Source organism: Cytobacillus gottheilii, from assembly GCF_001636345.1.
Lineage (GTDB): Bacteria > Bacillota > Bacilli > Bacillales > Cytobacillaceae > Cytobacillus > Cytobacillus gottheilii.
On record NZ_KV440945.1, the window covers coordinates 3097641 to 3111300 of the forward strand.

Below are 13660 nucleotides of genomic sequence, written 5' to 3' on the forward strand. Positions count from 1 at the left end.
ACTCAATTCAAAAAAGGCGTTACAGGGTTTCTAAATACCCGTAACGCCTTTTTTTATACTTAATTGCTTTCTACTAGATCCTCTGCTTTGTCTGCTTTGTCTTCTTTATCCTTTAGCTCATATGTCAGCTGATCAATGCTGCTTCGAATATTTCCTTTTCCAGAAAAGTTCTCCAGCAGTTCTTTCACGTCAATGCCAGAGGAAGCTTTTAATGTTTCCTGCATAGTAGACATCAGGTTTGTTGCATAGCCTGTCACTTTATTGGCTCCCCCATTTGCGCTGTCGCTGCCTGTATCAACAACTGTAATTTTATCAATATTGGATAATGGGCTAGCAAGCTCTTTGGCATATTCAGGAAGCATCTTTAAGACCATATCCATAATGGCTGCCTGACCGTACTGATCGAATGCTTCGGCAATTTTGCGCTTTGCTTCTGCGTCGGCTAAACCTTTTAGGCGGATGATTTCTGCTTCCGTTTCCCCTTGTGCTCTTTCAGAATCTGCTTTAGCCAAACCGTCAGCTCGAATTCTTTCAGCTTCAGCACGCGCTTCTGCTTCGACTCTATATTGATGTGCATCTGCATCAGCCATTTGCTTGCGTTTACTTGCTTCTGCCTCCTGTTCAACTGCATAACGATCTGCATCTGCTTTTTTCTTAACTTCTGAATCGTATTGACGCTCTCTTCTTTGGATCTCTTTTTCTTCTAACTCAATTTGCTTTTGACGCTCAATGATCTTAATTTGCATTTCCTGCTCAGTAACTTCCTGCTTCGAGCGCGCTGTTTCAAGGTCATAGGCCTGGTCAGCACGAGCTTTAGCAATATCCTGCTCTCTTCGATACTCTGCAATTTTCATTTGATTTTCTTTTTCTGCTTCAGCAATTTCAGTTGCACGCTGGAATTCTGCACGCTTTGCTTCCTTATCTGCCTCTGCCTGCTGAATTCTCGTTTCTTTTTCAGCGATGGATGTAGCAATATCTGCATCTCTTTTAACCTGGGCAATTCTAGGTTTACCTAATGACTCGAGATAACCATTCTTATCACGAACATCTTTAATCGTAAACGAAACAATGATCAATCCCATTTTAGCAAGATCCTGTGATGCAACCCGCTGAACTTCCTGAGAAAACTTGTCTCGATTTTTATATATTTCTTCCACCGTCATTGAACCTAGAATAGACCTTAAGTGACCTTCCAGCACTTCTCTCGCTTCATTTTCACGCTCTGATTTCTCTTTGCCAAGAAATTGTTCAGCAGCTGTTGCGATTTCTCCGATGGACCCGCCAATTTTAATAATTGCCGTTCCATCAGCCATAACCGGAACACCTTGCTCTGTATATACTTCAGGAGTTGATACTTCAAGCTTGCTCGATAGCAAGCTTAATGGTTCAGCCTGCTGGAATACTGGAAGAACAAATGTACCGCCTCCGCGTATTATCTTAATTTTATTTCCTGATTCATCAACATGCACATTCTTACTTCCTAAAAAGCTTCCTGTCACAATCAGCGCTTCATCAGGTCCTGCCGTTCTGTATTTCGTAATAAAGACACCGATTAAAGCAATTAATAAAAACGCTACGATTCCAATGACAATCCAGATTGCATAATTCATCATTTTAGTTCCCCCTTATCAATCCCTATTCTATTTTCTGGCACTACATAAAGAACTCCATCTTTAATATCTACTACTAAAACCTTTTCTCCTTCTCTTATGACACCATTATGAAAACAGGCAGCTGGCTTTGAAATCCTGCCGCTATAGCTTTCAATTAAAATTTCACCGTAGCCATCCTCGGGTATGGATATTAATACGGTCGCAATTCTTCCTCTTAATGAATCCTCACTATATGCGAGCGATTCTTCAGCAGAAGACAAGGGTATAAGTACAAATACATTTAAAAGCGTATCTAGCCCCAAGGCAATCACAGCAGATATTACCATTATTAACAAGCTATTTAAGGATGTCAGCAATTCAAATAAGTAACCAGATGCCGACATAAAGGTAATAAAGGCCAATATCAGAACTGGATGTAAAATCCCAAGTGCTTCCCCAGCTCCTTCAACCATGTCACCAAATAAAACATATAAAATGATTAAGCTTCCTGAAATAATAAGTGCATAAAGATAAATTGTCTCAAGTGAAAGTCCAAAAATCTCCATCTACACCACCCTGTCTATAGCAAATTAATTAAGTTATATCCTCTCTCCTCCTCTCTGTTTCCTGCTACCTGTAATACGGATAAATAGGAAAAAGGTTTCAAAATAATACAAATTTTTCAATTGTCACAAATGGTTATTCAAATGCTAACTCAGTCATCAAACTTTCTTATTCTGCATATTTTATTTCATGGCAATTGGAAATATAATGGAGGTATATGTTGAATGGCTAGATCTGATAAATATACGCAGAAAAAAAGTCCTTTTTGGCTGATAGTTCTCTCACTGTTCTTTTTATGTATAGCGACTGCAGCTAGTATTTATTACTACGCAAGAAGTCAAATTGTGATTGAGGCACCAAAAGAGAATAAAGGTGAAAAAATCATCATTACTCTTCCAACTGGAAAAAATATATATACTTTTGAGAATTTAATCGTTGAGGAAAACGGGAAGCTTCTGTATAAAGGAGAGCGCAGCACACTTGATTTAACAGGTGGGGTTGTTGTCTATGAAAATTGGGAATGAAAAATACATTAACCTTACCCCAATTTTCTTAAACTGGAAATCAGTTACCCTAGCTTTAGGGACGATGGTAGCGCCGATGTGGGACAACTTCAGTTTAATTAACCCGCTTGAAAAAATTTAAAAATGAGGAGATCTATCTTGAAGTTATTCAAAAGAGCTATTTCACATACGACCGCTTATTTTAGGTCTGCAATTGGCATCAGAAATCAAATGGAAATACCCTTTAAAACTATCGCCCATAGAGGTGCATCTGGTTATTGCCCGGAAAATACTCAGGCAGCCTTTGACTTGGCTGTTGAAATGGAAGCTGATTATATTGAGCTTGATCTCCAGCTTTCAAAAGACGGAGAAATTGTTGTTATTCATGATTTAAAATTGGATCGCACAACAAATGGAAAAGGCAGAGTCATTGATTATACTTATGAAGAACTCCGTAAGCTCGATGCAGGTTCTTGGTATTCCAATGAATTCGCCGGTGAAAAAATCCTTACTTTTGAAGAAGTGCTTAACTTATACAGGAATAAAATTGGTTTACTAATCGAACTAAAAAAACCTTCAGCCAATCCAGGCATTGAAGAAATGGTTGCTTCCATTCTTAAGAAACATAACTGGGAGAGCTGGGGTGAGAATCAAATTATCATTCAATCTTTCGAACAAGCTGCCATGAAAAAAATGGCTTCACTGCTGCCTGGTTTGCCTATTGGCGTATTAATCAACTATCCGATTAAGAAAAACGAAGCTGAGGAAATTGCAAAATATGCTGAATATCTGAATTTAAAATGGACCTTAGTCAATAAAAAACTATTATCCTACCTTACAGCTTATAACTTAAAAACCTTTATTTGGACCGTTCGTACCAAAAAAGAACTACAGCAGATTAGACAATATTCAGTTGACGGAATTGCCACAGATTACTTGAAACTGTTTAAATGATCTGCCAAACAAACTGTAAAACTCAATAAGGATACCCCAAAATAAAAATGACCCGTTATATGAGGGTCATTTCTGGTTAATTAGTAACAGCGGTATTATGACATATGCCCGGATTATACGAGGATTAGAACCGGATATATAAAATAACCTCATGCTTACTATGTTTCATCTTTAAGTGCCACAATAGGTTACATATGGCTGGTCTGTAGCAGCTGGAGCATTTCTATACTTCTGCTGTATTGCTCTTGAATGTAAAAATGGCTGTGAGAGAACTTGCAGCAGTTCATTCATAACCTCATATTGACCACTTTCCTCAGCTGCTTTAAGTGCTTCTTCAACCAGATGGTTTCTCGGAATTACAGCTGGATTGTGTTTTTTCATGAGTTCCTGGACTTCTTCTTTGCTATTAGCTTGTCTGCTTAACCGGTTTTGCCATTTTTCATGCCAATTCATAAAGTCTTTTTCATTAAATAACGGATTTTCATCATGATGATGAAAAGTGAGTGCAAGAAAGGTATTGGTAAAATCAGCATGATGTTTATGCATAATTTCCAATAACTCCTTAATCAGGTTCGCATCTTCTTTTTCATGATGAAATAATCCTAATTTTTTTCTCATTCCTTCAAGCCATTTCATTTCAAATGCAGCAGAAAATCCGGAAATTGCCTCTTGTGCAAGTTCAAGCGCCTTTTCCTCATGATCATCAAGGATGGGCAAAAGTGATTCAGCAAAACGAGCCAGATTCCAAGCTGCCATATATGGCTGATTACCATATGCGTATCGGCCTTCTCGATCGATTGAGCTAAATACAGTCGAAGGATCGTATTCATCCATAAATGCACACGGCCCATAATCAATTGTTTCTCCGCTAATCGTCATGTTATCCGTATTCATTACACCATGAATAAATCCAACTAATTGCCAATTGGCAACAAGCTCAGCCTGTCGTTTTATGACTTCTTCCAAAAAGGACAGATTAGGGTTTGAACTGTCTTTCACACTTGGATAATGCCGATCAATAGCGTATGATGCTAAAGCCTGCAGATCCTCCTTATTCCCAAAAGCAGCCGCATATTGGAACGTACCTACACGCAAATGGCTAGAAGCAACTCTTGTTAAAACAGCGCCTGGCAGGACCCTTTCCCGCTGAATATTATCTCCTGTTAAAGTGACAGCAAGACTTCTTGTTGTTGTGATTTGAAGAGCATGCATCGCCTCACTAATAATATATTCTCTAAGCATAGGGCCTAGCGCCGCCCTGCCATCTCCACCTCTTGAAAACGGTGTTCTGCCTGAGCCCTTTAATTGAATATCCATGCGCTGATCTTCTGTAACTTGTTCACCCATTAATACAGCTCTTCCATCTCCAAGCTTATTAAAATGGGCAAACTGATGGCCAGCATAAGCCTGGGCAAGCGGTTCGGCGTTATCTGGAAAGCGGCTTCCTGCTAAGATTTCCGCCCCATACTCTTTTTCCAATAAATCGGAATCCAGCTGCAGGGAATCTGCTAATGGTTTATTAAATATCACTACTTTTGGATCAGATACAGGATTTGCATCCATCTTTTTATAAAAGATAGGCGGTAAGTTTACATAACTGTTATCAAAATTCCATCCGTACTTATCTTTCATATCAATCACCTTCCTTTGTTAATCTTTCTGCATGTATGTATTACATTTTCCTCTTCCTTTAAGGAATTATCCGCATTTTCATCATCATATCATGTAATTTTTTTATATTGGAGAAAGATGCTTATCCCCCGTCCTAATGAAGGGGGATAAATGCTATTATGCGAGCGGATGAGGAGCAAATTGTGCTAAATATTTTGCATCTAAACGGCTATGCTGCGGAAGAAGATAAGCTGATTGTGTTGCTCCTTCTTTTCTTAACGTATTAAGGGCATCAATCATTCCCTTTGAACTTTCCATGCCTATTCCATGTCCGAAAAACGAATCTCCGCCTAAATAAATGCAATTTTCACCGGTCCAGACAGGGTGATCGAAATCTGGATTATAAAAGTAAACTATATCCCCCGGGATATAATCTCTGCCTTCCTTTGTTACAATCCCTAAGTCGTGATCATAATTCCAGTCCCATACAAGCAGCCCCTGAAATAAAGTATTAAATCGGCTCGTTGCGATCGAAGATAAGACCGCTTTATAGCACATTAAGACAATAGCAGTCGTACATTCAAATGCATACTCCCTGCTGTTTTTATAAACATCTATAATGGCATCTGATGGAAGAACAGCTGGATTTAATAAGTAGCCATATTTAATTTTTTTCCAAATGGCAGGATTAAATTTTGAGGTTGGAAACGGCGCAAATTGAACTTCACTCTTATGCAAATCCTTGGCAGCTTGGATAATATTCTCTCTTAGCGTTATTTCAAAGTAAAGTTCATGAAGTGTTTGATATTGATGCACAGTCGGACTGTTTTCAAGAGCAAGAACAATCTCACGCTGTATCCCCTGGAATTGGCTAATATCCGGCTTGCTGGCATAGTTAATGATTACAGACAACGGGGTACCCTCCTTTATGCCATGCTGCTAAAAACATGAATACTTTTATAATTTATGGGTTTAAGGGAAGAAGGGTTCCACTGAAAATGAGAATTCGAATGGAATCTAGCATAACTCCTTCAGATGTTAAAACGCTCTCATTTTGGGTAAAGGTAGAGTAAAATATGGAGGGAGAAGGTAACCATGAACAATCACAAAAAATATGATCATCCTGAACAATATAAAACCGATAAAGAAAGCCTCTTTGATAAATTTGAATCAGAAAAAAATGTCGACCCGCTGCCTGTCGAAGATTTAAACGAAGAAGTGAAAGAAGAAGAAGAAGGAGAAAAAACAAAAGACAGTTCTTCAACACAGAAAAAATATGAAGCTGATTTTAAAACGATTAAAAAGAAAAAAATATTCGGCGGTGATTAGAAGTAATATTTCCAGTAAAAACAATTAAATCCAGCACTGGGAGTCAGTTCTTAAAACTGGCTTTTTTTTCGTGCAAATCGATATAACTTCTAGTGAATTAACTTTGACAAGGAAGCTAGTAAGTGCTAATTTTAAGAATGATAGAGAAGTTTTTAAGATTACGAGGTGTTTTATAGTGAATAAAGAGGTTATTAAATTTATTAGACAAAGCTATAATATGACGCAACGTGACTTTGCACGCATTGTCAGCTGCAGTTTTTCCCTAATCGCTTTAGTAGAAGTTGGCAAAAGAAGAGTCACCGAAGACTTGGAACATAAAATTAAAATGGCATTTGACATAGATGATAAACAGCTTCAGTCGATCACTTCCCTTATTTCAGAGTTTAGCAAAGGAATTCCACCATTTATGTAAAGGCTGGTAGTCCACGAAGAAATCACTAAATCCAGCCCTTTTCTTCTGCGCTAGAAATGGCCTCAATTCTGTTTTTAGCATGCATTTTGCTGATAATTTCTGACATATAATTTCTGACAGTGCCGTTTGATAGAAAAAGACTTGCTGCAATTTCTTTTGTTGTTTTGCCTTCAGATGCCAACCTTAATATTTCCTGTTCCCTGTGTGTTAGAGGATTTTCATTTCTCATGGCTCCAAAAATTAACTCTGGTGCATACTCTTTTTTTCCTTTCATGACATTGCGAATGGCTTCCGCTAATTCATCACTTGAACCATCCTTTAATAAATAGCCAGAAACATTTGCGTTTAACGCTCTTTCTAAATAACCTGGCCGGGCAAACGTAGTTAAAATAATCATTTTACAGGGATGATTTTCCTTATTTAAGGTCTCTGCCACTTCAAGACCATTTTTATAAGGCATTTCAATATCCAATAAGCAAACATCAGGATGTAATGAATAAATCTGCTCTAATGCTTGTCTTCCATTTTCAACCTGACCTATCACTTGCAGGTCCTCTTCAAAATCTAGCAATGTCCCCAGTGCACCTCTTAACATGCTCTGATCTTCAGCAATTACTATTTTTATCATCTCTATCCCCCCGAAACGACTGGAACATATATTTGAACGGTTGTTCCTTTGTCATTTTTCACTTGCAGTTTTCCTTCTATGAGGCTTAGACGTTCTGCCATCCCTTTTAATCCATTACCATCTGAAGGCGTTCCAACCATACCTCTGCCGTCGTCCCTGATGGTTAAGAACAAGCTCCCATCATCCTTCATGATATCCAGCATGCATTTTTTAGCTTGACTATGCTTTACGATATTTGTTACTGATTCGCGGACACACATGCTAAGAATACTTTGCAGAACGATTGGAATTGTATTTACATCTGTTCTTTCCTCTACTTCATACTTGATGCCAGCTGCATGTAAAAGTGCCTCTGCTTCAAATATTTCTTCTGCAAGGGTTTTTGTTCTCATTTCGGAAACAAGCTCTCTTACTTGCATTAAGGCAATTCTTGAAGTTTTGGCAATCTCTAAAGCTTCATCTCTTGCTTTTTGTGCATCCTTTTCAGTTAACTTGCCAACTAATTGGGCTTTTAACGTAATCAGTGATAATGTGTGTCCAAGCGTATCGTGTAAGTCTCTGGCAATTCTCAGCCGTTCTTCTTTTTTGACTAGTACTTCAATCCGCTCATTTGCCTCTTCCAGCTTTCTTTCTAATTCCAGTTTTCGATACATGGAACGAATGCCAAATGGACTGGCTATCATAATCACAATAAACATAAACAAGATATAATAACCATTTGATAGAACATATGGTAAATGCATCAGGATCGGAAACAAAAGAGTAATGGTTAAACCACCCAATGCATAATAGAATCTGCGTTTCTCTGGAAACCAAGCTATAAAATGAGCCGTGAAAAATCCCAGGAAAAGAAAGTTCAAATTATAAAAGACTGATAATATAAGAATAATCAGCAGCTGGCCAACGATCCACTGATGAAATATATGTCCCTCAATTAAAAAATAAAGCTGTCGATAGGATATGAAAAAAATAAACAGCAGAAGATAACCAATAAACATTTTCCAGCCTTGTTCGGTGCTAATATAATAAAATGGCATGATAAAATAGATAAGGAAGACATATGGAAAATAACCATATCTTTTTGGAAATATTTCAATCTCCCTTATCTTTTTTAACATCTTACCCCACCGCCGCTTCTTGTTTTTTCCTTATATAGATTGATAGTATCATAAAAACTGCCAAATATGCTGCTAGAATCACGACATTACTCCATTCCGGAAGTTCCCCTTTTACAAGGAGCCATGCCCCATTTCCATAGTTATAAGCAGGAAGATATGTTGTAATATTTTGAATAAATTCAGGGAGGATATCTATAGGCATCCAAAGTCCGCCTGTAATGGCAAAGCCAAGATAGAGAATATTACTGATTCCTGATGCTGTATCCACTTTTTTCATATTGCCGATTAAAGTTCCAATTGCAAGGAATGGTAAAGAAGCAGCTAAAATCCATGAACCGCTTGATATCCATTCAACTGCACTTAATTTAACTCCATTTATAATTGCACCAGCTAAAAAAATTATGACGATGGAGAAAACATGGATAAAAGTCTGACCCGCCATCTTAGAAATAAAATAGACACTGTCAGATAACGGTGTGATCCGCATAAACATTGACCATCCTTTAGCCCTTTCTTCAACTAGCCGAATCCCCAATGTCATTATACTTGTTCCCATCACACTGAAAACAGTCATCGACATTAAATAATGTGCCTGCCATTCCTCTTGGTTGCCTATTCCAGTATTAAATATTTTCGTAAAGAGTGTGTAAAAAAGAATAGGCATAAATAACGACCAAAAAACATAATAAGGATTACGTAATATTCTAATAATCTCCACTTTACACTGCGTTATTAACATTTTCAATGACATCTGCTCCTTCCTGTGCTGTCAGCTGTTCAAAAGCCTCATCCAGCCGGCCGCTCTCAACCAGTATGTCCTTTACATCAAGCTTTCTGTTAAATATTTCAGCTACCACGATGTCACTATTTTCTGAAACAAGATAGCAGCGGTCACCTTTTTGATAAACTTCCGTTACAGCAGGAATGGACCTTAACTCTTCAAACGAGAGCGCATTTTGACCTGGCACAAACGAAACGGATTGCCTCGATAATTTTGACTTTATTTGTGCTGGTGTTCCATCTGCAATTACCTTTCCTTTTTGAAAGAGGATAATTCGATCAGCAGCATCATCTGCTTCCTGTAAATAATGAGTTGTGAATACAACTGTTTTACCTTTATTCTGGAGCTCCTTTACCGTATTCCAAAATTTGCGCCTGCTGGAGATATCCATGCCCACAGTGGGCTCATCAAAAAAGAGCAAATCAGGGTCCCCAGCTAGCGCTAGAGCAAATGATAATCTTCTCTTCTGACCTCCTGAGAGCTTATCTGCTCTTTTTTTCATATCCTCCTCATTCAATCCAGTTAGAGTAACCAGTTCATGAATGGATAGAGATTTAGGGTAATAGCTCCTGAATAGCTGCAGAATTTCACGCACTGTTAAAGCATCAATGACGCTCACCTCTTGAAGCATTGTGCCAATTCTCTCTCTTACTTTTTTTTCTTTCGGCGGGGATCCAAATAAAGTGACCGTTCCGCTGCTCTGCTGAAGCAATCCAAGCATCATCATAATAGTTGTCGTTTTCCCGGCACCATTCGGACCTAAAATGGCAACTATTTCTCCCTTTTGTATCGTCAAAGTAACATCATCAACAGCCTTCATCTCTTTAAACTTTTTGGTAACTCCATTTAATGTAATAATCGTCTCCATTTTTTTCACACCTCCATTGTCAACTTCATCCTACAACAATGCTATGAATGCCATTAGTGGATATTGTCATTTATTTGAGATGACAATTGTCATGATCTACTGACAAAATTTCATTGCAATTTATTTTTTATATAAAAAACCCCCAACAGTCTGTCGGGAGCATCACATACGATTTCATTTTTTTGCGAGCATTTCATAAACATCATTCATATTTTGACAGCCTAATGTTTCAACGTCTTGGCAATATTTTAACCACAGCTTGGCGGTTAGTATGGCATCCCCAAGAGCGTGATGGCGATTATATACCTCAATTCCATGCCGTTTACAGCAATCTTCCAGCTTAATGGAGCTTTCTTCTTGTTCCACAAGCCGATATAGAAATGATGTATCAAACAAACGATGCCTAAATGGGGTTTTGAAATTCGCCCAGCATACCTGCTGCATAAATTTTTTCTCGTGACTGCTATGATGAGCAATAAGCGGCAAATCTTTAACATACTTAAAAAAAAGCATTAAAGCATCCGAAATCTTAGGAGCATCTGCTAGGTGTTCTTGTTTGATTCCAGTTAACAAAACGATTTCTTCTGATAGCGTTTTAGACGAATGAATTAGCGTGTAAAAGGACTCATTTTCTAAAAGTTCCCCATTTTGTATTTTCACTGCTCCAATTGAAAGAATTTGATCTCCCTTGTCAGGGTAAAATCCAGTTGTTTCAATATCAAAAACGACCGCATTTAACCTTCTGAGCGGCATGTTCATGATATCATTAGCAGCAATCTCCCGCTGCAGCTGCCTTATATATGCGAGATGCTGTGAATTCTCTTTAGATAGGCCTCCAAAAAGATTCCTAATCATTCTCCATGGTTCATTCGCCATTTTTACACCTTCTCAATTAAAGCAATGACATATTGATGAAGCTGCTTTGCTTTTTTTAAAATATGCTTTAGTTCAGCTCTTTCGACCTTTGATAATTCCGTGACATTCAGATAATGAGCATCTTCATATGAGCTGACAAAAATCAGCCTATTTACACGAATTTGAAGCAAAGCCTTATAGGCAAAATAATATTCTTTCAGCATAATCGCATATTGTTTATCTTTAAGTAAAATCAGCATCCTTTTCTCAGTCGGAGATTCAAGAATTCCTTCCTTAACAGCTAGTATTCGAATAGCATTTACAAAGGGTATAAATGCTGAATATTTTAGATCAACACATCCATGATATTTCCCTTTTTCCTCTACGATCAATTGCCCAAGAGGACCGATTGTGTTTTTGAAATGCTGTACATTTTCCATCACCCGTTTAATCAGATTAGGATGCTCTTGACTGTACTCATGAATAAAAGACTTTAAATCTTCTACTAATTGATTCTGTCCGATCAAAGCTCTGGCATCATAAAAAATTTGCAAATTGCGTATATCAGCCCAGCTTGCCTCTTCCATCCAATGATTCAGTTGTTTTTCCCATTCTTGATGAGACTTGCACCATAAAGGATTGCTGCTCATTACATTCCCTTCACAAAACGGATAACCAACCTCATTAAGCCCAATAGATATTTCCTCACCTAAATGGAGAAAAAAAATATTTGCCTCTTTTGTATCCTCTACATAAATAATCCCATGGTCTTGATCACTGAAAAGCCCCTGTTCAAATCTCCCGCCGCTACCAGTAAGGAAAAAGGCAAAATGACATGGCGGTTCACCAATCTTCTCTATAGCAAGACGTGCAACATTTCCAATAATATGGTCGTGAAATTTATTTAACATATCTGTATTTTGTAGATTTTGATACACTTGTTTGTTTTTCCAACTCTTTATATCACGATAACTGGAGAAAGATGTTTCCAATCTAACCCTTCCTTTTTAAAGCATTTTAAATTTCGTATAAAACTTACCCTTCTTTATAGCTTAACAAATCGAGTAATACCAGGTTTATTAATTAAGGTAAAATAGCGTCCATAATCGCAATTGATTATGGACGCTGCCAAGGTTTACTTATTTTTAAAAATTAAGAACTCAATTTCTTATTTTCTTCTGCCAGAAATACTTCTGGATAGCCATAGCTTCCATGCTCACTCATATCAAGACCCATAATTTCTTCTTCTTCCGTTACACGAAGGCCTCCAAGTGCTTTTTTGATAACAAAAAGAACTGCAAACGATACTGCAAATGCAAATGCTCCTGATACAGTAACACCTAATGCTTGAACACCAAGCTGTGTAAAGCCACCTCCATAGAAAAGTCCTGCCTGACCAACCGATGCAAGCTCTGGAGTTGCAAAGAACCCAGTAGATAAAGTTCCCCATATACCGGCTGCTCCATGAACAGAAAGTGCGTAGATCGGATCATCAATTTTTCTCTTTTCAAAGAAACGCGCACTATAGAATACAAGGATACCAGCAACTAAACCGATCACAACTGCTGCCCATGTATCTACGAAGGCACACGACGCTGTAATGGCTACTAGGCCGGCTAAAGCTCCATTAAGCAAAGTCGGCACGTCAGATTTACCTAAAACCATCCAAGAGATCAGGGCTGCTGCAACAGCTCCAGCACCTGCTGCTAAATTTGTGTTAAGAGCTACAAAACCGAAAAACCCTCCATCAACAGAAACAGTACTGCCGGCATTAAAGCCGAACCAGCCTACCCATAAAATTAAAACTCCTAATGCAGTATAAACCTGATTATGACCAAAAATGTTATTTGGAGAGCCATCTTTATTGTATTTACCGATACGAGGTTTCAATAAAATGGTTGCCGCTAAAGCAGCCATTGCACCTGTTAAGTGGACAACTGTTGAACCTGCGAAATCTTGTTTACCATGTTCCGCCAGCCAGCCGCCTCCCCAAATCCAGTGAGCAACGACTGGATAGATAATTGCAGAAAAGATTATCGTGAAGATAAGATATACAGATAATTTCGCTCTTTCTGCAAATCCTCCTAAAGCAACCGTTATGGATATTCCCGCAAATGCTAATTGAAACACGAAGAATACAGCTGAAGATAACCCCATTCCCTCAAGTTCCTGACCTGAGTAGAAGAAATTCGAGAACCCGACTAAGAAATTTGCATTATCTCCGAATATAAAACCAAATCCTACTGCCCAGAATACAAGTGAAGCAAGGCCAAACGTAACAATTGTTTTACCTGCGATATGCCCTGCATTTTTCATTCTTGTAGATCCTGCTTCCAGCATAATGAATCCGCCAATCATAAAAATAACTAAAATTGCACTAATCATGACCCACAAGCTGTTCATTAAAAACGTGGCATCCATTCTTTTTCCCCCTTTATTTTATGT

The 13660-nt window shown here is 38.1% G+C and carries 15 protein-coding genes; 4 read left to right on the forward strand and 11 right to left on the reverse strand.

From position 1 onward, the window contains the following. Positions 1-59: 59 nt before the first annotated feature. Both floT and A6754_RS14940 read right to left on the reverse strand, forming a co-directional pair. A complete protein-coding gene (gene floT / locus A6754_RS14935) occupies positions 60-1610 on the reverse strand; it encodes a flotillin lipid rafts scaffold protein FloT (RefSeq protein WP_156495874.1) in 1551 nt (516 codons plus the stop codon). Then, positions 1610-2158, reverse strand: a complete 549-nt coding sequence (locus A6754_RS14940; protein ID WP_066447327.1) for an NfeD family membrane protein — start codon at positions 2156-2158, stop codon at positions 1610-1612. Before A6754_RS14940 ends, floT begins: the two co-directional genes overlap by 1 nt. 222 nt (positions 2159-2380) lie before the next feature. On the opposite strand from A6754_RS14940, the gene A6754_RS14945 reads away from it, so the two are divergent. Then, entirely contained in the window at positions 2381-2680 is a 300-nt protein-coding gene (locus A6754_RS14945) for a hypothetical protein (RefSeq protein WP_066447334.1), read from the forward strand. Positions 2681-2818: 138 nt separating this feature from the next. Then, positions 2819-3613: a glycerophosphodiester phosphodiesterase gene (locus A6754_RS14950; protein ID WP_066447336.1), complete on the forward strand. Its 795-nt coding sequence runs from the start codon at positions 2819-2821 to the stop codon at positions 3611-3613. Positions 3614-3784: 171 nt separating this feature from the next. Here the strand turns inward: A6754_RS14950 and A6754_RS14955 are convergent, their stop codons facing one another. After that, positions 3785-5245, reverse strand: a complete 1461-nt coding sequence (locus tag A6754_RS14955) for a protein adenylyltransferase SelO (protein WP_066447343.1) — start codon at positions 5243-5245, stop codon at positions 3785-3787. Between the two features lie 156 nt (positions 5246-5401). Then, a complete protein-coding gene (tgl, locus tag A6754_RS14960) occupies positions 5402-6136 on the reverse strand; it encodes a spore coat transglutaminase TGL (RefSeq protein ID WP_066447347.1) in 735 nt (244 codons plus the stop codon). A 183-nt stretch (positions 6137-6319) separates the two neighbouring features. On the opposite strand from tgl, the gene A6754_RS14965 reads away from it, so the two are divergent. Beyond that, positions 6320-6553 (forward strand): YczO family protein, encoded by a 234-nt coding sequence (locus tag A6754_RS14965; RefSeq protein ID WP_066447349.1) that lies wholly within the window; start codon positions 6320-6322, stop codon positions 6551-6553. Positions 6554-6728: 175 nt separating this feature from the next. Further along, positions 6729-6965 carry a helix-turn-helix domain-containing protein gene (locus tag A6754_RS14970; protein ID WP_066447352.1) on the forward strand — a complete coding sequence of 79 codons (237 nt, stop codon included), beginning with the start codon at positions 6729-6731 and terminating at the stop codon, positions 6963-6965. Between the two features lie 25 nt (positions 6966-6990). Here A6754_RS14970 and A6754_RS14975 read toward each other — a convergent pair whose 3' ends face one another. From A6754_RS14975 to A6754_RS15005, 7 genes are all read right to left on the reverse strand, one after another. Then, positions 6991-7593 carry a response regulator transcription factor gene (locus tag A6754_RS14975; protein WP_066447354.1) on the reverse strand — a complete coding sequence of 201 codons (603 nt, stop codon included), beginning with the start codon at positions 7591-7593 and terminating at the stop codon, positions 6991-6993. A 2-nt stretch (positions 7594-7595) separates the two neighbouring features. Continuing rightward, positions 7596-8711 (reverse strand): sensor histidine kinase, encoded by a 1116-nt coding sequence (locus A6754_RS14980; RefSeq protein ID WP_066447357.1) that lies wholly within the window; start codon positions 8709-8711, stop codon positions 7596-7598. Between the two features lies 1 nt (position 8712). Then, on the reverse strand, positions 8713-9456 hold the full coding sequence (locus A6754_RS14985; protein ID WP_180320233.1) for an ABC transporter permease: 744 nt from the start codon (positions 9454-9456) through the stop codon (positions 8713-8715). Then, the gene (locus A6754_RS14990) at positions 9431-10360 is read right to left on the reverse strand and encodes an ABC transporter ATP-binding protein (RefSeq protein WP_066447363.1); all 930 of its coding nucleotides are present in this window, start codon (positions 10358-10360) and stop codon (positions 9431-9433) included. The genes A6754_RS14985 and A6754_RS14990 overlap by 26 nt, the downstream gene beginning before the upstream one ends. A gap of 174 nt (positions 10361-10534) precedes the next feature. Beyond that, positions 10535-11236 (reverse strand): exonuclease domain-containing protein, encoded by a 702-nt coding sequence (locus A6754_RS14995; protein ID WP_066447366.1) that lies wholly within the window; start codon positions 11234-11236, stop codon positions 10535-10537. 2 nt (positions 11237-11238) lie between these two features. Beyond that, positions 11239-12207, reverse strand: a complete 969-nt coding sequence (locus A6754_RS15000; RefSeq protein WP_066447369.1) for a DUF294 nucleotidyltransferase-like domain-containing protein — start codon at positions 12205-12207, stop codon at positions 11239-11241. A gap of 160 nt (positions 12208-12367) precedes the next feature. Beyond that, complete coding sequence (locus A6754_RS15005) at positions 12368-13636, reverse strand: ammonium transporter (protein ID WP_066447371.1); 1269 nt, start codon at positions 13634-13636, stop codon at positions 12368-12370. Between the last annotated feature and the right edge of the window lie 24 nt (positions 13637-13660).